We start from the raw sequence: 23,561 nt of genomic DNA, 5'->3' as shown, positions 1-23,561 counted from the left end.
CACGCTATCGGAGCCATCAAGCGCATTACCATGCTTGGCGATCCATCGCGCGAATCTGAATAACCAGTTCTTCGTTGACTTGGTCGCCAAGCTGTTCCAGTAGAGCTTCGCCCGAACCCAGCTCTTCGATTCGGTCCTTTATCCACTGCTCGAAGGGCTTGGTGGCAGTGTTGTCGCCGAAGACATACGACGAAATGCGCTGCACGTCGCCGCCGAACGTCTGGAACGGTGGATGTTTGATGATCAACCCATCATTCGTTTTCTCGAACACGTGCACGCAGCGCGCTGGGATCTCGCGAACCGTCACCTCCGAGTGTGTGGCGAGCAAGGCCTTGGAGTTGAATTTGGTCAGGATACGCTTCAGCAGGTCGACAAACTGAATCTCCAGCGTGGGATGCAGAAACAACTCGGGCTCGTCGACGAGGATCAAGCTGTTTCGGCGAATGGCGCCGAGAATGTTGATCACGACATACGCAAACAGGCGCTGGCCGGAACTCAGTCGCACGGGCCTGCCCTGTCGAAAGAAGGTGACACCATCTTCGAGGCGCACCCGTTGACGCAGCTTCTGGTCATCGAGCTCCTCGATCCGATCTGATGCGATCGGGATATAGCGATGCTTGATGTTTCCTTCTTCGATATCGATGCTAGCCGGATCGACTTCGGAGCTATCACTGTAAAGGGATTGGGCACGCCTGGATGGGTCGATCTGGACGGCCGCAAAGTCGAATGCGAACGCCAGGCGCAGCGTTGTCTCAACCGTCTTTACCTTCTTTGCCCAGCCTCGGATCGACCCGTAACGCTTGTCGTCCGTCAGGCACTCGATCAGTGCGGAGGCCGAATTGCGCTTGGGAAAAGTGTGTGACAAACGGATGCGTCCCTTGCTGGACGGAGCCCTGGATTCGGCCCGGCCACGAAATCCGTAATAGCGATAAGCATCCTTGTCCTGCACGTTCCTGCCTTCCATGTCGACGGGAAATTGCTCAAACGGACTGTACGAAACAACCACGACCTGGCTCAGATTGGGCTTCTTAGTAAAACCGCGTCCTCCGTCTTTCGACGGACTAGTCCAGTCCTCGACGATTTGATGGAGGACTCGAGACTTGCCGACGCCATTGGGTCCAATCAAAGCGTTGACATCGTGCGGTAGCAGGCCATCGCCTTGGTATTTCAGATTGAGCGTGGATTGGCCTCCGCAGACGTCATCAAACGCGAAGCCGAGATCCAGTACTGCCGTCGCCTGACTATCGAGAATCTTCCATCCATCAGAGAATGCTTTCTGGCTTCCGCGCTCACGCTGCAGGGAGTCTCGAAATCCCCTGCTGTCGACTAGACCGATTGCGGCGGGGTTAATTGCTGTGTGTACGAGATAGCTTGCATCCCGTAGAAGCTTGGCGACCCGGATCGTCTTGGTCGTCCGCAACACCCCCATCAATTGCTCGTAGAACGCGATCTCAGCTGGTACCGAGACGTAGTTGACTCCAGGAATCGGAAACTCGCCGTTCCACCCACGCTTTCTCAAGTCATTCAGATGAGCGCTGGAGTTGTGCTCGCCGTCGATTAGCAGTCGAAGCAGCCCCAGTTCGACGGACTTCCCCTTGACCCGACAGGTGGTCGGGAAGCTTGTCTTGAATCCGTAGTCATCCCAATCATTGGCGAGCAGTTCCAAAACGTCGCCATCGCCTTCTGGAACCGGATTGGTTCGACGACTAGCACGGCCCGTGTATATGACTTTCACTGCTTCTCCTCCACGCAATGTTCAGAGCCGCACACGAAGAGATCGTGCCAGCAAGTTGATATGTCCGCTACGGGTCGACCTCAGCGCTTCGCAGCTAGCGCGGCCGTCGACAGGAAGGTAAGGGCATCCGTCGGCCACAAGCTGCCGGAAGCCAGTATCGGCTTTACGATAGGCTACAAGTGCAGGATCAGAACGGAGGCGCGTTATGGCGCGACGATTGAACATCGAGGCCCTGAAGGCCACTTCCCAAGCGCCAGCCACCGGTGAAGCGGAGTGCCATTGCCGGCAGTCATGGCGATGACCGAACATGGGCCTGGGGAGTGTGCGATCGGATATTTTCAGTCTGGCCAAGCTGAAGACAATTCCGCGGCGCGCTTACTGGAATAGCAAGATGAGCTGACCCCGACAACAGGACTGAAAATCTCCCAACGTTGCGCCCTCGGAAAACCATTGCTCCAGATCGTCAAAGCTGCACGCGGGATGGACGCACTCACTCGCGTCGTCCGCATAATCATCCTTACGCGGCGTCCCCGATCGATCACGACCTAGGCTGAACCCATCACAGTCTTCGCTTGTACCTCCGCCTCGTCATGGACGTTCTTATACGTTCGTGTTGTCACGCCAACAATGTTGAGCATACCGATTGCGGATTGCATCTCGGTGCGTCCTTGGGGCGTCATTTGGACATAGACGCCTTCACCCCAGCTAACGCTTTCATCGATGTCAATCGGGCCACCATCGCGCCACCAGATGAATTGCGCGACGACGTCGCCAGCGCGGTTTACGTAGGTCCCTAGGAGGTCGGGATGAACCGACCAGTGCAACCTTTTCAACCAGTGTGAACAAATGGCGAGTGGGTAATGCGGCACGTCCCAGGCCCAGCTGTAGGACAAGCGACGCACTACCGTGGAGGAAGCGACGTTCGTCAGATCGGTAACCTTGTCGAGCCAGATAGCTTTTGGCAGGAGCCCAACCGCGTCCTCGAAATTTTCCACATTGTGTAGGTTTAAGGAGGGCGCGCGGACTCGCTTTAAGGTGTATTCGGCCTGGCGAGCTTTGCGTATCCAGAACTGCGAAATTTCGGCTAACACATGTCCGCTCGGAGACTTTAGGGGTCGTAGATCACCTTCGGCATCTCGCAGCCATTGCTCACCTACTTCCTTGTCCATCCAGCCCTTCTTATCGAGAGCGGGCCGCGCCATGAAGGGCGGGCGGCAAACTGGCGTGATCGGAGACGCCGTGAAACCGGGGTAACCCATCAAGTGCCGCAGGAACGGCACGTCCCGCTCCGTCAGGAGACCCGCCGATCGAAGCTCTCCCGCCACATGACGCAGGGCTCTTAGCGCCACCATGACGTGCGGCCGACGATAGGTGATTTTCATCTTCCAACGGCGCAGCGTAGCCTGCAATCGGTCGGTGCCTGCCTGACCATAGGCAGCTAGCCCGCCCCATTGCTGGATGAACATTGCGCAGCGAAGCCGTATCTGTGTTGGCGTGATCGCGCCTCGGGCGAGCGCATCGACCAGAGTTGGAAACATCGCAGTCCATGCCTCGGCGTCCAGGATGCGCATAGCCCCCGACTCGTTGTCGGCCAAGGCGGGTGCTTCGTAGCGATCGTCGTGATCGTCAAGAACGAGTGAATAAAATGCAGGGAGAGGGCTATGTGTCCGCGACGCAGGCGTTCCCCATTGCCTCAACAGTGTTGTCGCCATTTCTGCTACGGCAAAATCCGCGTGATTGACCAGGGCATGCACCTGTTCGCGCAAGAGGTCTGGCACCGCGTTATGTGAGCTGCGTAACAGGATCTGCAGGGCCTCGACGGGCTCATCCTCCTTTCCCTCCAAAAGCAACTGGACCAATCGCGCGACAATGCCCTGCTGCGACGACGTCGATGCCAATCGTGTCGCACCGAGCTGAGCGTGCCGCTGAACTTCAGCAATGGGAGTAGCCGCAGCCAATTGAAACAGGCGCGCGATGACTTCTTCGTCGGTCGCTTGGGTGTCATCGAGCGAAAAGGGCTTTCCCAGGGCATGCTCGCGCGTGGTGGCCAGTTGTTCGGCGAGCAACTCCCACGACGAAACCCAATCGGGCGATGGATCCAACACCGGCAAGATGTCTTCGATTTCCATCAGCACCGCCATAAGAAATTCGCGGCCGGCGGCAAGCGCTCCCACAAAGTGTTCGTAGGCCAGCGTGTGCGCCGCTGGCCCTTCCAATCGAACACGTGCGCGAAAGTAGCGAAGAGCCCCGCCCCCCATCCATGGTGCCCATGTTGCAGACCGATCGTCCTTCACGTTGTAATCGCTAACAATCTTTCGCGCGTAATCAAGATCGCCAGCGTCGATGGCCATATCTACCAGAAGAAATCTCGACCGTGAATCACTTTGCAATACCTTCGCGCGCTCAAACACGTCGCGAGCGACCTCAAAGTTCGTTGATCGAACGAGTCGGGTAAAGGCGCTCGGTGCTTCGAAATTAAGTTGATCGAGGCCCTCTTCTTCGAAGGTAGCTTTGAGCGCGACAAAATCTTCGATTTCGTCGTATTTCCCGGGCGTCCCGGTATAGCGCTCGAACGGTGCTTCCGCCGTCCATCGCTGCATGGCTACGGTCAGATTCGCCGTTACATGTCCTCGCTTAAGCGCGACGCTGTGCAGCTTCTCCATCAGCAGGCCTCGTAGCGTGAACAAGCTATCCGTCTCGATGGCACGTTGAAAAGTCTCCACCAAGGACGGAACGTCGCACGCCGGCGCTAGATTCATGGCTTCGTCCAGAAATTCTCCCGAACGACTTTCGCGATAGTACGGCTCCGCGTAAAAAGGCAGCGATAGCGACATCCACGCAATCGCGCACGGCACCGTGAAGCCAGGGCTGCGCTTGACGATGCCTAGCAGGATCGCATCGACCACATTGGGCCAACCGATCAGTCCATCATCCATCAGCGCCATGGCGACCGTGAGTCCGGCGCCTGCGTCGCGCATTGCGGCTTGGACGATTAATGTATGGGTCATGCGATGTGCGGCCGAACTTCCCTCCGTTTGGGCCATGCCATGAGCCTGTTGCATCAACAGTGCGATCCGCTCGCCCCGGCGCAATGGATCGACGCCGTTAGCGCGTGCAAGCAGCTCAATCCACGTGGCGTATTGGGGGTCTTTCTTGGGCGCCAGGGCATAACCGAGCGTGTGGGCTGGCACCTCCTTGAGCAATTCGTGTGCGCGCTGGCTATTGCCCACGGCGGCAAAAGCAATCGCCAGCTCGGCTACGCCATTCACCTGAGCACTCGGCGTGTCGTCCTGATACGCCAGCAACGGCTCTAGTCGGCGCGAGGCTTCGGTGGTGTTTCCCGTCGCCGCATAAATCGCCAGGGCAACGTGTCGTCGCAGATTAAGGCGTATACCGCTTTGTGGGTCCGCTGCGGCAAAGGCGCGGTCAAATACCCCGAGTACATCCCGAAACTCTTGGTCGCCACGCAGCGCTGCGGCTTCTATGAATGCGCGCCCTAAGACGGGGGCAGCGGCCACAGTGCGGCGCAGGGCAAAAAAATCGTCACCGCTATGGGCGCGGCTCTGCGACAGAAACGCGAGAGCCGTTTGTGTGGCGTGATACACCTCACCCTGGGCGACCCCATGACCTTGCGCGTGCAATCTCCCGAGAAGCTTGCCCGCCACGATGGCATGGACCTGAAGGGCGCGCAGCACCGCGTGTTCAGACAGGGTTGCCTCCTCGATCGGGCGCGCGAGTACGGTGGCCAGTTTGGTGTGTTCGATGATCGCTTGCGTCAGATGCTCAGGCGCGCCTTCATCGGCTTCCTTGTCAAGCATCGCCATGGCGGGCGCTACGAGCCCCGCAAAAATCGTGTGCGCCGTTGTCACCTCGCCCGCACGCACCATGATCCATGCCATTTGGCGGCGCCAGGCATTTGGTAGATCCAGAAATTCCGTGTCGGCAATGACGGAGTGGAGCAACGCGAGCGCGTGTTTCGTGGCCCCTGCACCGTGCGCCGATAAGCCCGCTTGCGCGCGCAGCATGAGCATTCGATCCGCCGGGACCCGTAGCCGCTCAGCCGTCGCGATAATAGCCACCCCGTCGCGAGACTCTAAGATGGCAAGTGCTGCGGCGTAACTGAGATTGTGGGCCAGCTCCAACCCTTCGGTTTCCTGCTCCTCCTGAGACAAAGGGCTGGCGCTAGCGGCGGCGTTGGCCAGCCGCTGGATGGCTTTGTTGATGAACTCCAGATCCCTGAAATGGATGGCTCGTCGGGCCCATCCAAACAATCTGGGCGCATTATCGCGAAGTCTCTGCGCATCCATGCGTCCTGTCAGCAATTGCTGCAACGGTTCCAGTTTTTCGAACAATTCCCTTGCTCGGCTGAAGGCTCCGCGCGCGAGGAATGCATCAACAATCTCGTAGCCGTAGTGGCCGTACTCTTCGGCCAGGGCCTGGGCAGTATCGATGTCGCCAGCGGCCAGGAAGGCTTCTGTGAGATCTGTGGCGCCCTCCAACGTAGTCGCGCGACGGCCGATTTCGTCTTCGGCCAGAAGTAAGCGTACGACGGTTGTGGGGTTGTGCTTCTTCAGTGCTGCGGTATACGCCAGCCGGATATCGCTTTGTATGTCGCTGACCCTACGTCCCTGTGCCAGTTGCTCCCGAAACCGCTTGGCCTGGGCAAGTTGAAGGACGTCGTCGTCATCACCCGCGCGTGCCAAATAACGAAGCTCAAGCCAGCGCTGTGCAGTAGCGGCCGGAGCCGTGCGCGCGAGTGTCGCCAATTGGCGATAAACCTGTATCGAGTACGTAGGGTCGATTTCACCGAGGCGAAGATGCGGCTTTCCCAAGATGAAGAGGCGAAAGCTATTGTGAAAAACGCTCCACCCCTTCGAGCTTTTGATGAGCAAATGCTTGGTCGAGGTAAGTGCACGCTCAATCGCTGCTTCGGAAACGATTGTCGCAAGCAAAGGCAGCGGTACGGCGCCCTCGGCCCTCGCAAGATAGCCCAGCACATTACTCGCCTCCGGATCGCTCTCGATGCCACGCCACGCCGATTCGTAGACAGCTTCAATGTCGCCTTCGAACTTCATGGATCCGGCGAGAATCTCTGTGCGCCCGTTCTCATCGGCGTTGCGAAGTGCTTCGATGATGTATCGCGTCACCAACGGATGACCGTGCGAAAGACTGAACACCTGATCGCGCGCGATGGTGTCATCCAGCTCCAGCTGATCGGCCATCCGATGGACCGCTTCCCGAGTGAGAGGCGCGACGTCGACTTGACGACCGACCGCGCTGGCCTGGCTGCGGACAGCCGGCTTTAAATCCGTGAGGTCGAGGCGCTGCGTACCTAGAACAAACAGCACTCCCTCGGGAACGGCGTCGGGAAGTGGTAGTTCCGCCAACAACGAGCGTTCGGGACGTTCTTCGCGTGGGACATGGTCCAGCCCGTCGACCACAATGAGCGTGCGGAGTTTGTCTTTCTTGTAGCGCTGCCCTGCTTGCTTGAGGAGCATGGCAAAATGCTCTCGTCGCTCCGAAAGCGTTTCATTGTGATAACGCAATCCTAATAAACCGCTGTCCTTAAGCTGGGCGGCGACATCATCGAGAAAATCGTCTGCCTCACCGCGTCCTACGCCTTGCCCGATACCTGGGACGTAGGCTAGGTAACGCACCACCAGCAGTCCGGCTTCGGTGGCGAGAGATGTCTGCAGCAACGTGGATTTGCCAGCACCCGGTGGGCCGACCAACGCCACATAACCGCTCAACACGTCGTGGATAGCTTCGCGCAGCGCGTGCTCAGTGATCGCGTTGCGCTGCACGTGGGCGCCGATGGGAAAGTAATGATGATGCCTAGTCGTGGAGCTGTCGCGCCAATTCAGTGCATCAAGTAGCTCTTCCCGGCTCCAGCGATCTTTGTCTCGCGGATCGGCTACCAATTTAGGGAGCACCTTCGAAATTTCCGACGCAAGCCGCGCGCCTTCAGTCGAAAGCCGGTGCAATTGGACAAAATCCGCACTCGATCCGTAAATCAGCTTAAATCCCCAGAAAAATTCCTCGAACGACTCTTCGTCTAGACCCGAGGCTTGTAACAACTTGTCAATGAATACTTGCCATGGACCGGCGCGCCACTCGCTCAATGTGCGGTCGCGATGCTGATCCCACTCAATGAGAAAAGCAGCACTGTGGCTCCCCGATGACTCAGCGAGTGAGTCGTCGTTGGCGGGAAAGTCATTGGTGACTAAGTGAATGTTGACGACATGCCCGGGGTTGTCCTGTTTCAACGCCGTCCACGCCTCGGCGAGCGGTTGCCAGAGTCCGTTGGTACCTATGAGCAGTGTGCTGACCCTAAATTTATCTGGGTACTTCGATGTTTTGAACTGGTGAGCGACGATCCGATCCGGAAAGCCAAGGACAACATCGTCCGCGATACCCGCCGATCGATCAGCTAGACCCACCCACAGTAGATCGGCCCGATCCAACGCTGCATAGATGGCGGCAGCTGCCGACTCGTACTGGCTCCCATACCCGCGTTGAGCACGACGCTCACCCTCTCCCGGAGCAACCTTATTCGGAGACATGGATAACTTAGCCCTATGGATTTTCCCTGAGATTAAAGCCCAGCTTGCCCTATCCTCGGTAACCGACCCTAATCAACCGACATCCGCCCGCTACTGAAAGCGGGTAGGGGCGTCGGTCCTTTGTCCTCAACATATCGTACAGACATAGTACGGTCTCCAATCCATCCGGAACCCCGACGACCAGGCAACGATCGGCGATCAGGACTGAGATCTGCGAGTCAACAGCATCCTGAAGCTTGCATTAGAGGCGAGGACAAATCCCGCGATGCGATGGCGGCGCGCCGAGGTGCTTGGCAGCGGCTTTGAACCGGCAAAAAAGTTCGCGCTCAGGATCACTGGAGGGGGCTGATGCCCCTCCAGTGTATGCCGCTGAGCTGCCTGCATATCGGAGTCGTTGCCCCGGTCTTATAGAAACCGCACCAGCACGTACAGGGCAATGCCGTACACCACTACGCCACTCACGACTCCGGACATCACCGACACATCCGCTACTAGAGCAGCTTCTTGTATCAGCCAGCCTTACGGCTGCGCTTTGCCTGCTCATCGGTCTCCTCAGGGCCTAAAAGGCCCGACCCATGCACATGCATCAGCGAGGCGTTGGTGAGCGTTCAAGGTGTGTGTGGCTCCGTACGAACTGGCGCGGTAGTAGATGTCCCAACCGCGTTCTTGCAGGCGTTTGGCGTGGACGAGGACTTTCAGCGTGTAATGGACATCGCCTTCGTCCAGAGTGCTGTCGTCCTCAATGATGAAATGCTTGCCGGCGCTCTGCGGATTGTCATCGACCTGATTGAGCTGTTCTTCCAGTTTGGTCAGAACTTCCGAGGAAACAGAGGCAGGTCGGCAGTCGTCATGTCCTTCCTGCACGTTGTTGACGAACCACTGGTGCAGCGGATCAAACTTGCGCCAGTAGCCGACGCGTACCGATACGCCGGTCACTTCCAGCAAGGTTGAATCGTTGTCGGGCTTTTCCGCTGGCGGGACATACCCAATGGCCTTACCGATCGCCGCGCGGATCGACGCCAAGGCTTCGTCGTAGGGAGGCAGATAGAGCCGTGCTTCCAGATACATATCCAGGCCCATAACACCCTCCTTCAGGCGACTAGCTTTATCAGCTCGTTACATGCGCGCCGCTTGATCTGCGCGCCCTGGCCGAACCACGCGGCATCGCGGCGGTGATCCTGGCTGCGCGCGCGCCGGTGGTGGTCCACGAACTCGGTCACGCTGTTGAGAAGCCCCCATGCCGTGCCGCGACTGGAGGCCATCTGCGCGCCTTGACCGCCGCCTTCGTACAAGGCGCGCACCGCGGCGACCGCATGCTCGTTAACCACCGTGACGTTGTTGTGCTGCCCTTGGTAGGTGAGGACTCGGCGCAGAAGGCCTTCCACGGAATCGGGATCGACCGGGTGATCCACCAGCGCCTTCATGCGTACGACAAAGCCGTCCCACGAGGACACGGTGATGCCAAGTTGACGCTTGACCGCATCGGGATCGAACACGCTGCGGTGGGGCACCTTGATCGCTCCATTGGCTTGACCCAACGCAATCTGCAAGGTGTTGTTGCATACCACGCGGACGCTGGTGAATTGCGCAGTAGTCGCCAGCGTGCCATCGCAGGCGGTCGCCAGCAGCAGGTAGCCATCGATCTTATCGCGGCCCTTCAATGTAGTGCTCTGGCCGGTACGCGCCAGCGCCCAAAACTTCCTCCCTTCGCGCAACACGCCCGCCGTTTCTAGTTCAAAGCCGTTGCAGGCGGTCAGGTCACGGTAGAACTCCAGGATCTCGCCTGGTTGGACGACCTGGAAGCGCTTGCTCACCACCGCCAGCGGTGCCTTGGTGTCGGAGCGATACAGCACCTTCTGTTCCGGGAAGGCGTTAATGACGCCCATGTTGTTCTTGCCGCTGATGTAGCGAACTTCGGACTCCTCGATCTGCCAGTCCATGCCGGCGTTGATCTTCCAGACATCAATCGGTTGCCGGGCTTCGAGCTTCTTGCCCAGGCCATGCCACGGCTTCTCGCCGGCATAGGCCATCGTTTCGACCAGGTGCATGTGTGTTTCCTCAAGAGGAGATGGCATAAACGCTAAGCGCCCGGCTGAGGCCGGACGCTTGGTCTATGCATGGGTTGTTGGGATGACGGGCGAACTGCCGCGTCAGGCAGGCTTACTGCCGAAGGTGTGTCCGCAGTCAGCGCAGCGGTACTTGTCGAGCACGTTGTCGTCCACCACTTCACCAAAGGCAGCGCCCGCGGCACATCCGGTCGCGCCGCCGATCAGCATGGCCAACACGCCACCGGTGAGCGCACCCACCGCCGACCCGACCGGTCCCGCCACAACGCCTGCGACGGCCCCTACTTCCGCACCGGACAGCACCAGTGCGATGCCACTGGTAGCACCTGCCACCGCACCGATGGTGCCGCCGACTTTCTTTCCATACCGGCGGGTTTCAATGCGTATCGAACGACAGACGGGGCAAGCAGGAGCCCCGGGAATCAATCCAGACGACGGCGAGGATTCATCCCGCGTGAACGGGATCATTGAGGTTTGATCTTGCATCACCAACGCTCCATGACAAAGGAACACCCGCGCATCGATTTGCGTGGATGAAGCAGCGGAGGTATCCCTGCTCGCATGGGTGATATATGGCTGAGGGCTTTCTCATTGGGCGCGTGCAATCTAGTCGGCCAACTGTCGCGTATGCGTCATCCTAAATACAGATCGCTCGCCATGAAGGCAGCAACGAACATTGGCGTTACACTCGCGACAGGTACTGCACTAACCATTCGAACTCTGGCGCTGCCTTTTCGTCTGCTCTTTCTCGACGAGAAGGCGTAGCGCTTTATGCTGGCGTTCCCAGTAGTCCAAGTGATCGAAGCCGAAATATGCTGCCGCGGCTGTTGAGGCCATCAGCATTTGCTCAATGGCGCATATCAGGAGCCCGGCGCATGCTTTCAGATACGGGTCGTTGGTCAAGGCTGCAATTTCCCCGTTGCCGTCGACGAGGATGTACTCAGTTAGGTCGCGCACTGTGGTGTGCACCGATGCACTGAACATGGCATATACGCCAAGGTACCAATCGTGTAGCCCCGCCGCCTTGGCGATATCCGCTGTCGTGAGATCTCGGGCGTTCGTTTCCGCGATGTCGGCCTCTATCTGTGCCAGCGTGTCTTTCGTGAGGACTCCATCGACATCGGGTATGACGCCCCTCTGTACTAGTTGCTCTGCTTTCCGGAAGTGCTTCTTTCTCTTCACCGCGTCGGTAGCGACGAGTCGCTCGCAAAACTCACCATCAAGGCAGGCGCGAAGACCGAACAGCGATTCCATGGCTGCTCGAAGTACCACTTTCGCTTGTGAGGAAAGGCCACGCTCGATGAGAATGACGGAAGCCTGGATGCTGTTGATGGTGCGCGAAAAAAAGGTGGCAACTACAAGCCCCTGCATGTCTTCCGGCGCGACTACAACTCTTCGCTGGATAGAGAGCGCATGATCGTTGATGCGGATTCCAGTCGGGTTGAACACCGATTCCGGTGGGTATTGAGCAGGCTGCTGGTACTGAACAGGTCACCAACGACTGGTCAGATGGTGGGGCTGCATCAATCTGTCGACGCCGCTGGTCTGAGGTATCGCTCCCGCTGATCCGGGTTCCTTCGCCGGTACTGTGCGCGGTGCTGGTACTTTGGATGATTGCGGTTCTGTCGGAGGAGCTGGAGCTGTCGCGGCTTTTGTAGGGGCTACGGCATTGCGAACGCTGCTGGGCTTCGAATGTGGCCAGGCCTTCAGAGTTACCGCTCTGCGCGAGCGACTCCCTGCCTCTACTTTTTTCAGGAAGGTCGCCGGGGCCGATTTGCCCGAAGCAGACCTTGGCGCCGATCGCGCCTGCAAGCCTGTACCTAATCTATGGTGCGCTTTCTTCTGGCGTTACTACCCGTATCGGCCGCGTCCCAATCCTTGCCCCGGTGACCTCGTCGATAGCCACGGCCTTGATCTCGGTGCCGGATTCCGCGTCGAGGAACCGCGTCAGCTCGCCACCGGCACGATGTTGACGTCCCCATGTCCCGATCATGAAGAGGATCGGTAGGAAATCGCGGCCAGCCGCCGTTAGCCGATATTCCTCGCGCGGCGGGTGATCGGAGTAGCGGTGTTTCTCGAGCATCCCCTCGTCAGTCAGCGTCGCCAACCGCTTGGTCAAGATCGTCGGTGCGATCCCCAGGCTTTTGCGGAACTGGTCGAATCGCGTGAGCCCCGCATGAGCGTCCCGCAGGATGAGAAGGCTCCACGCGTCTCCCGCGACCGCCAGGCTGCGGGCGATCGGACAGGGTTCATTACAGAGAGTTTCGCTGTTCATATCATTTCGATAGTGACTTTCTTCTATGTCGGCAGTATAGTCCATATCGAATCGATAGTAACTATCAGCCACGAACCGCCCTCGTGCCCAGCGGAACTTTGAATCATGAGCAAGCAAGGTAAAGGTGTCGCCCTAGTTACAGGGGCGTCTTCAGGCATCGGCGAAGCTACCGCCGACCGACTCGCCCGCGCGGGGTATACCGTCTTCGGCACCAGCAGACGTCCGGCGTCCACAGGACGACTGTTTGAGATGCTGACCCTGGATGTCACGCGTGACGAATCCGTTGACGCAGTCGTCAAGGACATCATGCGACAGGCCGGCCGTATCGACCTGCTCGTCAATAACGCCGGCTTCGGCGTGGCTCCGGCGGCTGCGGAAGAAAGCTCCATCGAACAGGCTAAAGCGATCTTCGATACCAACTTCATGGGGGTCGTCCGGATGACGCGCGCCGTCGTTCCCCACATGCGACTACAGCGCAGTGGCCGCATCATCAACATCGGCTCCGTACTTGGCTTCCTGCCCATGCCCTACATGGCGTTGTACTCAGCCACCAAGCACGCCGTCGCAGGTTATTCGGAGGCACTCGACCATGAACTGCGCACGTTGGGCATCCATGTCTCCGTGGTCGAGCCTGCCTACATCAACACACCGTTCGAAGCGAATGTGATGAAGCCTGATGCTCCCCTGGACGTCTATCGCGAAGTTCGCGCGGGTGTAGAGCGGCGAGTCAAAGAAGTACTCGTCGGCGCCGATGGGCCTGAGGTTGTCGCCGAGGTCGTACTGAAGGCAGCCGCGGCCAACCATCCGAAGATCCGCTATGCGCCGGGGCTAGCCAGCCGCATGCGATGGCTACGCCGATTTGCGCCCGCCGGTGTGCTGGATGCCGGGGTTCGGAAAGATCTGCGACTGGAAGCCTAAGTGGCTCCTTACCCGATACATTCACGAGAGAAAAGCAAATGAAAGCATTCTTCATTGATCGGTACAGCAAGAAAGAGCCGATGCGACAAGGCGAGGTGCCAACGCCGGAGCTTCGGGACAACGAGGTGCTGATCGAGGTACACGCCGCGGGCGTGAACCTGCTGGATTCCAAAATCAAAAGCGGTGAGTTCAAGCTGATCCTACCCTACCGGCTGCCTCTGGTACTGGGCCATGACGTGGCCGGTGTCGTAACACGCGTCGGATCACAGGTACGGCAAGTCAAGGTCGGCGATGAAGTCTATGCGCGACCGGCCGACCATCGTATTGGCACGTTCGCGCAGTTCGTTGCTGTGAACGAAAACGACGTCGCGCCCAAGCCTTCGAATCTCACCATGGAGGAAGCGGCATCGCTCCCGCTTGTTGGCTTGACAGCATGGCAAGCGCTTGTTGAGCACGCTCATCTCAAAAAGGGCCAGAAGGTCTTTATCCAGGCCGGCTCGGGTGGCGTCGGTTCCTTCGCCATCCAGTTGGCCAAGCACATTGGTGCGACGGTCGCCACCACGACGAGCAACGCCAACATCACCCTGGTGAAGAATCTCGGCGCGGACATCGTCATCGACTACAGGAAAGATGATTTCGAGAGGGTGCTCCAAAACTACGACGTGGTCCTGCATAGCCAGGACGCGGCGGCGCTCACGAAATCCCTGCGCGTGCTGCGTCCGGGGGGCGCACTCATCTCGATTTCAGGGCCGCCGGATCCCACGTTCGCCAAAGGCATCGGTGCACCGTGGTTCGTTCGCCTCATCATCCGTCTGCTAAGCGCGAAGGTCAGGAAGGAAGCGATCCGCCGCGACCTGAAGTACGCGTTCCTGTTCATGCGTGCCAATGGACTGCAGCTGCGCCAACTCACTCGGCTTGTCGAGGACGGTGTGATCCGTCCCGTGATGGATCGTGTCTTCTCCTTTGAGCAGACCAATGAGGCCGTGAGCTATGTCGAAACCGGTCGCGCTAAGGGAAAAGTCGTCGTCAAGATCAAATAAGCCCCTATTTTCTGGATACCACACATGAAGATTGAAAACGCTGTTGTCCTGGTCACGGGTGCCAATCGCGGCATAGGTCTAGCCTTTACGCGCGAGCTGCTCGCGCGTGAGGCTCGCAAGGTCTACGCCGGTGCGCGCGATCCCGCAGCAGTCACGCTAGCGGGCGTCGAGCCCCTGCGCCTCGACGTCACCAGCCCGGACGATGTGACGGCCGCTGTCGAGCGGGCGTCGGATGTGACGCTCGTGATCAACAATGCCGGCATCGCCCAACCCGGCGGTTTCTTTGCGCCGGACAGCGAAGACGTCGCGCGACGCCTTTTCGAAACCAATTTTTTCGCCATGTTGCGTGTGAGCAAGGCCTTCGCACCGATCCTCAAGGCCAACGGTGGTGGCGCGCTGCTCAATGTGTTGTCGGTCGCCTCATGGGTGAACGGTGGCGAATTGGCCGCCTATTCGGCCAGCAAGTCCGCCGCCTGGTCGCTCACCAATGCCTTGCGCAACGAACTGGCGGCGCAGAAGACCCAGGTGCTGGCACTGCACATGGCCTACGTGGACACCGACCTTACACGCGGTTTCGATGTCCCGAAGTCCAGCCCCGAGGATATCGTCAGACGCGCGCTCGACGGACTCGAAGGGGGCCTTCATGAGGTGCTCGCCGATGAGCTCACCCAGCAGGTCAAGCAGGGACTGACGGCGGCCACGCCCAGTTACCTGCCGCCGACCTCCTGACACCCATTCTCCAATACTCCACACGCACTCGAGGACTCTCATGCTTTTCGACCCTCTCGATACCGCTTCGATTCAGCTCGCCAATCGTGCCGTCATGGCACCCATGACGCGCAGCCGTGCCGTCGATGCCAACACCCCCAATGCACTGATGGCTGAGTACTACGGGCAGCGCGCATCGGCAGGCCTGATCGTCACTGAAGGCACCTCGCCATCGCCCAACGGCCTGGGATACCCGCGCATCCCCGGGCTCTTCAATGACGCGCAGGTACGCGGATGGAAAGCTGTCACCGAGGCGGTCCACGCCAAGGGCGGCAAGATCGTGGTGCAACTCATGCACACGGGGCGCGTGACCCAGGCGGCCAACCTGCCGACAGGCGCGGAGGTGCTCGGGCCCACGGCGGATGTGTGCCCGGGTGAGATGTACACGGACGCACAGGGCATGCGGCCGCACAGCGTGCCACGAGCGATGACCGCGGCCGACATCGCCCATACGGTCAATGAATATGCGCAGTCAGCGCGGCTTGCGATGGAAGCAGGGTTTGACGGTGTCGAATTGCATGCCGCAAACGGCTATTTGATCGAGCAGTTCCTCAATGCCAATGTGAATCAGCGCACCGACAGCTATGGCGGCAGCATTGAGGGTCGCAATCGTTTCGCGCTCGACATCGCCCGCGCCACAGCCGACGCCATCGGTGCCCACCGCATCGGAATCCGGCTGTCACCCTACGGTGTATTCAATAGCACGGGGGCCTTCCCTGATGTCGAGAGTCAGTACCTGGCGCTCATACAGCAACTGTCGGAACTGGGTTTGCAGTACGTCCACCTGCTCGATCATTCAGCGATGGGGGCGCCGCCGGTACCGGCGGAGTTGAAATCCCGGCTTCGTGAAGCTTTCAAGGGCGTGTTCATCCTGGCCGGCGGCTTCGATCGGGCCAGCGCCGAGGCAGCCCTCAAGGCGGGCCAGGCCGATCTCATCGCCTTCGCCCGTTCATTCCTCGCCAATCCCGACTTGGTGGAGCGCATGCGGGCCGATGCGGCGTTGAATGCTGTGGACATGGCGACGCTCTACACACCTGGCCCCGAAGGTTACATCGACTATCCGGCGCTTGCGGCCTGACACGCCTCAGCGCTCGCGCTCCTCTGAGTACTGCGAAGGTAGAGCAACATGAACGTATTGCAGACATCCAAAGTCACCTGGAAGGATGTTCCTACGCAGACGATCACTGCGGGTGACGTGAAGTTCGCGTATCGGGAGCTCGGGGTGGACAACCCCGGTACGCCGGTGGTGTTTCTCATCCACCTCGCAGCCGTCCTCGACAATTGGGATCCTCGGGTCATCGACGGATTTTCAGCAACACATCGCGTTATCACTTTCGACAATAGGGGCGTGGGTGCGTCGAGCGGGGCCCCGGCTTCATCCATGGAGGAGATGGCCAAAGACGCCATCTCCTTCATTAAGGCCATGGGTCTTGATCAGGTGGATCTCTTCGGGTTTTCGATGGGTGGCATGATCGCCCAAGAGATCGCGCTGATGGAGCCACGACTCGTCCGCAAGATGATCATTACCGGGACAGGCCCCGCCGGCGGTGAGGGCATTAGCAAGGTCGCTCGCGTGACGTACCTGGACATGATCCGGGGCTGGCTTACCTTCCAGGATCCGAAGCAGTTTCTGTTCTTCACCCGGACACCAGCTGGCATCCGTGCAGGCAAGGAGTTTCTGCAGCGCTTGAAAGAACGCTCGGAGAATCGCGATGACGCCATTACCGTCGCCGCGCTGCAGGCCCAGTTGAAAGCACTGCGCAAGTGGGGTGCGAAGTCACCCGCGGATCTGTCCAGGATTTACCAACCCGTACTTGTCGCGAATGGCGATGGAGATCGCATGGTCCCAAGCTCCAATACTTACGATCTGGCCAAGCGCCTTCCCAACTGCGAACTCGTCATCTATCCCGACTCCGGGCACGGTGCAGTTTTTCAGTTCCATACCGACTTCGTGCCCAAGGCCCTCGAATTTCTCTCACGAGAACCGATGTCCGAACGGAATGCGTGAGCTGTGCCGCCGTTCCCGCGAAGGCCTCCACGCACCGGCCCCTTCATCGAACTCGATCACGGCGTAGTCGCGAGCACAGGTTTCCGGCGAACATCATCAGCCAAGGACCTCACCACATCATTGAATGACTTGATCGCATCAGACAATGGTGCGAGTGCATGCCTGTACTCTTCTCGAAACTGCGGATTGAGGTCCGACACCTTCGGTAGCTCAGTGGAAATTTCTCTAGCTTCGACGCGCTCCAATAGGAGTTAGACTTTTTTCTTGTGGTCTACCAGATCCTTCGAAAAATGCGCACCAAGCAAGGCCAACCTGTCTTGAGTGACCGTGTTTCCGCAAAATTCACATGAACCAGGTTGCGCGTGGAGTTCCAGGCCCGTTTCGATCCATCGCTCTACTGCAGGATTCTCTTCAAGATGCTTCAGAGTGCTCGTAAAAGTAGGCCTCGCTGCGAGCAACGAAGTGGCCTCCTCGTGCAGCGACATGATTGATGAAAGGATCTGAATCTTTTCAACCGTGCTTGGCTTCTTGCTGTCCGGGGTCAGAGCTAGCTCCAAGCTCTCAGATAGAACTTTTTCCGGCAAGAGCTGTGATTGCATCGCCCCAACGCTCTGGACGTCGGCCACCAGGTGTGTGGCCGTATATGGGTCGATCTTGATGAGTTGGCGAATATGCTTGGCAGCGTCCGTTGCGTCATTCACCGGACGAGGCGATCAACTCGAACGGAATCCGCAATCGTTGACGCGGGACAGTTGATCGAACAACTCCTTGTTCTCCTCCCGAACCTGCTCCACAACACACTGAATCTCACTTGAGAGAAATCCACCACTTCACATGGCCCGCTCCGCAAGAATAGCCTCACATGCACCTACTTTATCTCGACGCGAATCAGCGCCGCGCCCCCTGAGCGTGACGGGGCGCCCTGCTTGTTTCAGGGGGAGTAATGCGGGCTGGTTACTGCGCGGCTGCCGGCGCACGCCCGATGACGTTGTCCTTGCCGTCATTGCAGATGTACTGACCACAGGTAATGCCGCCCTGACCAACGTCGGTTGGATTCACTGGGAACATCTCCTTCGCAATATCGGCGACCGTTCCTAACGGCGTACCTATACCGCCGACGCACTGACCATTGGACTCACACTCGACTTGGTATTCGGGATAGCCCGAGGGTGCCATTTCAAGGACGGTCAACTCAGAATGGATCGAGACCAACGCATCCCCGATAGCGTCCAGCGGCGACTTACCCGGATAGAACGAGGCCACCACGTTGCCGTAGGTGCTCGGTGTCACCTTCGAGCTGCCGCCCTGCGTTTGGGCTGCCATGTCTTGCTGGACGGCCTGTTGCATCGCTTGTTGGCTTGGGGTCTGCGCTGGCTGTTGCACCTGAGCAACTTGCGGTGCCGATTCGCTGGCCGCGGTCGACCCGGAGGCATGGGTATCACCGTCCGAATCACCCAGCGCGCCCGAAAGTGTCGATGTGGTGTCGCTACTGGCAGGACTGTTGTCTGGGGCGCTTCCGACGTAGTTATCGAGCGGATGCGAGCGGATATAGAGATAGCCAAGGAACGCCGCGGTGGCGCAGACCACGATGACGATCAGGAGCACCCACGTCCCGTTGCCCATGTAACCTTTCCCCGAAGGGAGAGGTGGCGCTTGGAGAACTGTTGTTTGCGGTGCCTGTGACTGCTCTACGGCGGGAGCGTGGCCCTGGGCCGCCTCCGCTTGAATAATCAGCTGCCTGCTTGCTGCTAGAGGGGATTGTAGCGACGTCGCCTGGGCGATCTGTAGCTTGGCCCGTTTGTACCCAAGAACGAACACGATCAAACGAACGAACACCAGAAAGCCCACGAACATCTGGCCCGCAAAGTTGAACAGCAGCATGATCGCAAACATGATCGCGACTTGAATCCAGTATCGCTGGAGTGGCTTCTGGGTGTTTCGCCATCCTTGGAGCCAACCGACATGTCTTGCTCGCACATTCGGCTGGGGAAACTTGTCGCCGTAGGCCTTCATCACCAACATCGACAGGTTGAAGGCTGTCAGCAGCGTCAAAATCAATGTCACAGCGTCCATCTATTCCTCTATTTGCTGGTTGATTGCAACGACATGCATAAGCCTGGATCGCTCCTTACGGAGCGATCCAGGCTTATGGGTTGGTTTGATATGTTGCTACAGAGCAGCCTGCTTCCCTTGCTGGCAATCATCTTGCCACTCGCTCAGCTGATCGTTGGAGATTGACGCGTCCTCTCCCTGCTCCTTATGGAAGGCATCGATCCATTTATTGACGCACCCGTCACTGCCTGGTGCAGACCGAGGGGCTGTTTGTGGAGCCGCCTGCGACGTAGATTCCGCTCCGCTCTCCGACACCTCTCGACCATCCTGCTGGTGAATAGTCACGATTTGACCCGAACTAGGATCATGAAATAGGACATCGCCTACTAACTGTCCGTTCTCAATTTCAAATTCAACAACTGGACTACCCGACGTGGCGAAGCACTCAACCTTGCCCGCGATATGGCCTTGTGACCAATGTGACTCATACGAATGACAATCCTTAAAGACGCTCTTTGTGTCGCCATTCGTCATTTTGTAAGGGGGAAAGTTATATAAAACTTGCGGCAAGCCACCTTGAAAGCTAGATGTAATGGCGTTCACGATGCCACCTACGTGACCATCCTTCCACACACCAGACCGATTCCCGTTGTCGTATTCACCGGAAGAGATGGATGTGGATGGCGGTGATGTTGAATCATCTTCTGCGTAAAAAATTGCTTTGCCACTCTTCTGGCCGTTGGCGTAACTGATAACCGATTCTACCGTGATGATCTTTACGCCATTTGGTTCGGCTCCTATTTTCCATTTAGCAAAATCCCCGCTTTCTGGATTTCCGTTATCCCACTTGCCATCGGCGATAACGTTACCGGATTCATCCTTTACGACCTCTCGACCGTCCTTGTGTCCATCAGACAAATGAATCTCGTCAATGACGGTGCTCCCGTCATCGCCATATGTTTTCTGATCCCCATCAAGGGTTCCGGATTTCCAATTTAGCTCAGCGTATTTCTTCGTTGCGTCCAGTGGCGAATAGATAACGGCCGATCCATCGAATAAAGACTTCTCATTGACCGAAAAGGACGCCATCTTGTCGCCGCTGTCATCCTTGCATTCGGCATCGCCATTCATGGCTCCCTTCACGTAGTGGAAAGAGCACGTAAAGTTGCGCTGAACATTATTATTTTCCGCAGCGGTGTATCCAGACATTGGAGCATAGCCATACAGCTTTCCAACGATGCCTGGCGTGTCGTGAACAAACGTCACAACACCGGTAAACGGGTCTTGGTGGTTAACCTGAAAAGCCAGCCCATCGTTGAATTCAATGTCTCTCGAGTCGACTGCGTTAGAACCACAACCAGCCAGGCTGATTGCCAAAGGCGTGAGCGCAAGAAGCATCCAAACCTGTGCATTCCTCTTCATACTTCCCCCTTGTTTATCAAAATTTGTTGTGGGTGTTACGGGGCGACAATTTGGCGGTTGAGCTGGTTGTATGGCTTCCGTATGAGGGCGAGCCACGTAAATATTTGCGCGGCGTCGCCTCTGTATCGGTCTCGCTCTCAACTCCTCCGTCAAGCCCCGCCTTTCGCGCTGCGCCCATCCCCAGCCAAGCCTGCAGCGCGCGGCAGGGCTGCCAGGCCGGGGCCCGATGGCCATCTTGCATTTGAAACATGAATAACGAGTGAGCATATGGCTTAAAAAAGCCAATTTTACTGAAATGCACTCGAAAAACGAGTTTTTCGTCGGGAGGCATATTGTTTGGGACCGCGCAAACCAGGGCGGTCCATGGCACCCAGACCCAAAAACAAGTCCATTGATAAGCGGGAGTACGAGGTTGTCCTCACTCTGCTCAGGGCTATTCGTGTGAAGGCCAACTTGACCCAGCAAGCGCTGGGCGAGGCCATGGGGCGCGACCAGGCCTTTGTATCAGCTTGTGAGGTGGGGTCCCGACGATTGGACCCGCTCCAGGTTCACACGTGGTGTGCCGCTTGTGGCACGACCTACCAGGATTTTGGACGGCGCGTGGATGAGGCCCTGGAACTCTTCCCCAAGATGCTGGCTGTCAAGCCCAAGCCCCGGCATAAGAAGTAAAACGCCGCCCGTGTAGGGGCGGCGGTCGGGCGTCGGCTTCCTTGCTGTGAGGGGCCCCTCACGGACGCCAAGGACATCCCGGCGGCCCATTCATTGCATGCCCCGAACGATCGTGCAAGCACACAGGAACTCGTTTTTCAAGTGTTCACGAACAAGACTAGGGTCTCCGCTCGTAGGTCAGGGGGGGATATGACGACCATCAATGCCAAACGCTAATTTCAGGCAGACTGGCGCTCAAGTTGAATCACTTTGGCACCAACGCGAAGGCTGTCCAAAAAGTCCGCCCACGCCTGCATCATTTTTCGGCGCGCGGGCAAGTGCGAAGTTCGGTTATAAGCGCGACCATTGGCGTCTTTGACAGCATGGGCTAGCTGGTGTTCGATGTGATCCACGGGGAAGCCCAGCTCCTCGTCCAGCACCGTCCTGGCCATCGCACGGAAGCCGTGCCCAGTCATCGTGTCGCTGTCGTAGCCCATGTAACGCAGAGCCGCATTAACCGTGTTCTCGCTTATAGGTCGGCGCATGCTACGCACACCGGGGAACACATATTTTCCACCGCCAGTCAGCAAGTGCAGCTCGTGCAAAATTGACACAGCTTGATCGGATAGTGGGACTAGGTGTGGCTGCTTCATTTTCATCTTTTCGGCAGGGATATCCCACACGGCCTTGTCCAAGTTGATTTCAGACCACTCGGCATACCGCAGTTCACCCGGTCGTACGAATACCATTGGCGCCAGCTTGAGCGCCGCTATCGTCACGAGCGAGCCTTGGTAGTTGTAGATGGAACGCAGCAGCTCGCCGATCTTCGATGGAAGGATGATGCTGGCAAAGTGCTTGGTTTTTGGGCGTTCAAGCGCACCAATCAGATCAGCCGCAGGATTGCGTTCGGCACGTCCCGTGGCGATGGCGTAACGGAATACCTGACCAGCCAAGCCGCGTGCACGATGTGCCGATTCCACGATGCCGCGCTTCTCCATCTTGCGAAGAGCCGCCAGCAATATCGTTGCAGACACTTCAGCCACTGGTAGGTTGCAGATACTTGCGAGGTCCTTTTCGATCAGGCGACGGCCACGCTCCACGCTGTCCATCCCCATGCCTTCCTTCTCGCGCTTAGCTAGGAACTCCAGGGCCACCGAGGCAAAGGTGTTGCTTGCACGCTCCATCCGTGCGGCGCGTTCGGCTTTGGCAACGTGCGCAAGATTCAATCCCTCTTTCACTTGTGCCCGTGCTTGGTCGCGCTCGCTGCGTGCTTCGGCAAGCGACATTGTGGGGTATTCACCTAAGGCAGCCATGCTTGGCTTGCCCGCATGTCGATAGCGATAGCGCCACAGCTTCGCGCCGGTGGGGCGTACTTCGATACACAGCCCATTGGCATCGGCTACGCGATACACCTTCTCGCGGGGTTTCAACGTTCGCAACTTGGTATCAGTGAGCATGTGAGTAACGCTTTTGTGAGTAAGGCAAGATTTGAGCCGGCCACTTACTCACAACCTTACTCACTTTTTCATTGGATGCAACAGGACATTTCGGGACTATTCTGGGCATAAGACGACAAAAAACCCCGCTTTTAGCGGGGTTTCTTTAGATTCTTTGGACTTGTTTGGACGTCGCCGGACAGATGTTTGGTGGGCCCACCAGGATTCGAACCTGGAACCAAGGGATTCGCGTGTTCCAAAGGTTTCCCTCTGGCGCGGACTATCTCTTCACCCTCCGACGTTTCCGTGCGGGTGGGGTGCGGGACGCTCGAGCCTGTTATGAAGGACGCTGAAGTCCTCAGGTAGTCTCTGCACCTTCCGGCGGTGTACCGCCGGCTTGGCTCAGGGTTGCCGCCGATCCGCTGACGCGTCGCTGCGGGTTCCCTGAATTCATCCCGTTCCCGTTCGCGCATTACTGCGCGACGGCACCTTTCGATGAGTCCCCTGCTCTAACCGTTGAGCTATAGGCCCTATCTCGTCGGCCATGATACCAGCACGGCAGCGGAAGCGGGTGTCGCTGCATGCCGCAAAAATCTGCTGGGCGCAGCGTCGTCGCGTGCTCGATATCTT

17 protein-coding genes are annotated in these 23,561 nt (G+C 58.1%); 6 read left to right on the top strand and 11 right to left on the bottom strand.

What is annotated here, in order from left to right:
• Nucleotides 1-25: 25 nt before the first annotated feature.
• From ISP18_RS17055 to ISP18_RS17025, 7 genes are all read right to left on the bottom strand, one after another.
• On the bottom strand, nt 26-1,735 hold the full coding sequence (locus ISP18_RS17055; protein WP_380014752.1) for an ATP-binding protein: 1,710 nt from the start codon (nt 1,733-1,735) through the stop codon (nt 26-28).
• A 545-nt stretch (nt 1,736-2,280) separates the two neighbouring features.
• Nucleotides 2,281-8,298: an ATP-binding protein gene (locus ISP18_RS17050; RefSeq protein WP_380014749.1), complete on the bottom strand. Its 6,018-nt coding sequence runs from the start codon at nt 8,296-8,298 to the stop codon at nt 2,281-2,283.
• 552 nt (nt 8,299-8,850) lie between these two features.
• Entirely contained in the window at nt 8,851-9,378 is a 528-nt protein-coding gene (locus ISP18_RS17045) for a hypothetical protein (protein WP_380014746.1), read from the bottom strand.
• Between the two features lie 11 nt (nt 9,379-9,389).
• Nucleotides 9,390-10,346 (bottom strand): DUF932 domain-containing protein, encoded by a 957-nt coding sequence (locus ISP18_RS17040; RefSeq protein ID WP_380014743.1) that lies wholly within the window; start codon nt 10,344-10,346, stop codon nt 9,390-9,392.
• Between the two features lie 102 nt (nt 10,347-10,448).
• On the bottom strand, nt 10,449-10,850 hold the full coding sequence (locus tag ISP18_RS17035; protein ID WP_380014740.1) for a hypothetical protein: 402 nt from the start codon (nt 10,848-10,850) through the stop codon (nt 10,449-10,451).
• 219 nt (nt 10,851-11,069) lie between these two features.
• Complete coding sequence (locus ISP18_RS17030) at nt 11,070-11,813, bottom strand: DUF5677 domain-containing protein (RefSeq protein WP_380014737.1); 744 nt, start codon at nt 11,811-11,813, stop codon at nt 11,070-11,072.
• Nucleotides 11,814-12,189: 376 nt separating this feature from the next.
• Nucleotides 12,190-12,639, bottom strand: coding sequence for a winged helix-turn-helix transcriptional regulator (locus ISP18_RS17025; protein ID WP_380014734.1), 450 nt, complete (start codon nt 12,637-12,639; stop codon nt 12,190-12,192).
• 105 nt (nt 12,640-12,744) lie between these two features.
• Between ISP18_RS17025 and ISP18_RS17020 the strand changes: the two genes are divergently transcribed.
• Genes ISP18_RS17020 through ISP18_RS17000 form a run of 5 tightly spaced genes read left to right on the top strand, consistent with a single transcriptional unit; the run spans nt 12,745 to nt 17,373 of the window.
• Nucleotides 12,745-13,557, top strand: a complete 813-nt coding sequence (locus ISP18_RS17020; RefSeq protein ID WP_380014731.1) for an oxidoreductase — start codon at nt 12,745-12,747, stop codon at nt 13,555-13,557.
• Between the two features lie 38 nt (nt 13,558-13,595).
• Complete coding sequence (locus ISP18_RS17015; RefSeq protein WP_380014728.1) at nt 13,596-14,597, top strand: NADP-dependent oxidoreductase; 1,002 nt, start codon at nt 13,596-13,598, stop codon at nt 14,595-14,597.
• Between the two features lie 24 nt (nt 14,598-14,621).
• On the top strand, nt 14,622-15,326 hold the full coding sequence (locus ISP18_RS17010; RefSeq protein WP_380014725.1) for an SDR family oxidoreductase: 705 nt from the start codon (nt 14,622-14,624) through the stop codon (nt 15,324-15,326).
• A gap of 40 nt (nt 15,327-15,366) precedes the next feature.
• On the top strand, nt 15,367-16,443 hold the full coding sequence (locus tag ISP18_RS17005) for an alkene reductase (protein ID WP_380014722.1): 1,077 nt from the start codon (nt 15,367-15,369) through the stop codon (nt 16,441-16,443).
• Between the two features lie 48 nt (nt 16,444-16,491).
• Nucleotides 16,492-17,373 carry an alpha/beta fold hydrolase gene (locus ISP18_RS17000; RefSeq protein WP_380014719.1) on the top strand — a complete coding sequence of 294 codons (882 nt, stop codon included), beginning with the start codon at nt 16,492-16,494 and terminating at the stop codon, nt 17,371-17,373.
• Between the two features lie 251 nt (nt 17,374-17,624).
• Here the strand turns inward: ISP18_RS17000 and ISP18_RS16995 are convergent, their stop codons facing one another.
• From ISP18_RS16995 to ISP18_RS16985, 3 genes are all read right to left on the bottom strand, one after another.
• A complete protein-coding gene (locus ISP18_RS16995; RefSeq protein WP_380014716.1) occupies nt 17,625-18,074 on the bottom strand; it encodes an AAA family ATPase in 450 nt (149 codons plus the stop codon).
• Between the two features lie 253 nt (nt 18,075-18,327).
• Complete coding sequence (locus tag ISP18_RS16990) at nt 18,328-19,446, bottom strand: hypothetical protein (protein ID WP_380014713.1); 1,119 nt, start codon at nt 19,444-19,446, stop codon at nt 18,328-18,330.
• A 96-nt stretch (nt 19,447-19,542) separates the two neighbouring features.
• Complete coding sequence (locus ISP18_RS16985) at nt 19,543-20,847, bottom strand: toxin-antitoxin system YwqK family antitoxin (RefSeq protein ID WP_380014710.1); 1,305 nt, start codon at nt 20,845-20,847, stop codon at nt 19,543-19,545.
• A 363-nt stretch (nt 20,848-21,210) separates the two neighbouring features.
• Between ISP18_RS16985 and ISP18_RS16980 the strand changes: the two genes are divergently transcribed.
• Nucleotides 21,211-21,516, top strand: coding sequence for a helix-turn-helix domain-containing protein (locus tag ISP18_RS16980; RefSeq protein WP_380014707.1), 306 nt, complete (start codon nt 21,211-21,213; stop codon nt 21,514-21,516).
• A 218-nt stretch (nt 21,517-21,734) separates the two neighbouring features.
• Here ISP18_RS16980 and ISP18_RS16975 read toward each other — a convergent pair whose 3' ends face one another.
• Nucleotides 21,735-22,952, bottom strand: coding sequence for a tyrosine-type recombinase/integrase (locus ISP18_RS16975; protein WP_380014704.1), 1,218 nt, complete (start codon nt 22,950-22,952; stop codon nt 21,735-21,737).
• Between the last annotated feature and the right edge of the window lie 609 nt (nt 22,953-23,561).

This window comes from Dyella humi, assembly GCF_044904605.1.
In the GTDB taxonomy this organism is placed as follows: Bacteria; Pseudomonadota; Gammaproteobacteria; order Xanthomonadales; family Rhodanobacteraceae; genus Dyella_B; species Dyella_B humi.
Note: the sequence above shows the minus strand (reverse complement) of the source record. Positions and strands in the feature narration are given on the sequence as shown.

What these genes read in the sequence shown, in the direction of transcription:
- ISP18_RS17025 (WP_380014734.1), bottom strand. Translation starts at nt 12,639, where the DNA reads ATGAACAGCGAAACTCTCTGTAATGAACCCTGTCCGATCGCCCGCAGC.
- ISP18_RS17045 (WP_380014746.1), bottom strand. Translation starts at nt 9,378, where the DNA reads ATGGGCCTGGATATGTATCTGGAAGCACGGCTCTATCTGCCTCCCTAC.
- ISP18_RS17005 (WP_380014722.1), top strand. Translation starts at nt 15,367, where the DNA reads ATGCTTTTCGACCCTCTCGATACCGCTTCGATTCAGCTCGCCAATCGT.
- ISP18_RS16990 (WP_380014713.1), bottom strand. Translation starts at nt 19,446, where the DNA reads ATGGACGCTGTGACATTGATTTTGACGCTGCTGACAGCCTTCAACCTG.
- ISP18_RS16985 (WP_380014710.1), bottom strand. Translation starts at nt 20,847, where the DNA reads ATGAAGAGGAATGCACAGGTTTGGATGCTTCTTGCGCTCACGCCTTTG.
- ISP18_RS17000 (WP_380014719.1), top strand. Translation starts at nt 16,492, where the DNA reads ATGAACGTATTGCAGACATCCAAAGTCACCTGGAAGGATGTTCCTACG.
- ISP18_RS17050 (WP_380014749.1), bottom strand. Translation starts at nt 8,298, where the DNA reads ATGTCTCCGAATAAGGTTGCTCCGGGAGAGGGTGAGCGTCGTGCTCAA.
- ISP18_RS17015 (WP_380014728.1), top strand. Translation starts at nt 13,596, where the DNA reads ATGAAAGCATTCTTCATTGATCGGTACAGCAAGAAAGAGCCGATGCGA.
- ISP18_RS16980 (WP_380014707.1), top strand. Translation starts at nt 21,211, where the DNA reads ATGGCACCCAGACCCAAAAACAAGTCCATTGATAAGCGGGAGTACGAG.
- ISP18_RS17020 (WP_380014731.1), top strand. Translation starts at nt 12,745, where the DNA reads ATGAGCAAGCAAGGTAAAGGTGTCGCCCTAGTTACAGGGGCGTCTTCA.
- ISP18_RS17035 (WP_380014740.1), bottom strand. Translation starts at nt 10,850, where the DNA reads ATGCAAGATCAAACCTCAATGATCCCGTTCACGCGGGATGAATCCTCG.
- ISP18_RS17010 (WP_380014725.1), top strand. Translation starts at nt 14,622, where the DNA reads ATGAAGATTGAAAACGCTGTTGTCCTGGTCACGGGTGCCAATCGCGGC.
- ISP18_RS17040 (WP_380014743.1), bottom strand. Translation starts at nt 10,346, where the DNA reads ATGCACCTGGTCGAAACGATGGCCTATGCCGGCGAGAAGCCGTGGCAT.
- ISP18_RS16975 (WP_380014704.1), bottom strand. Translation starts at nt 22,952, where the DNA reads ATGCTCACTGATACCAAGTTGCGAACGTTGAAACCCCGCGAGAAGGTG.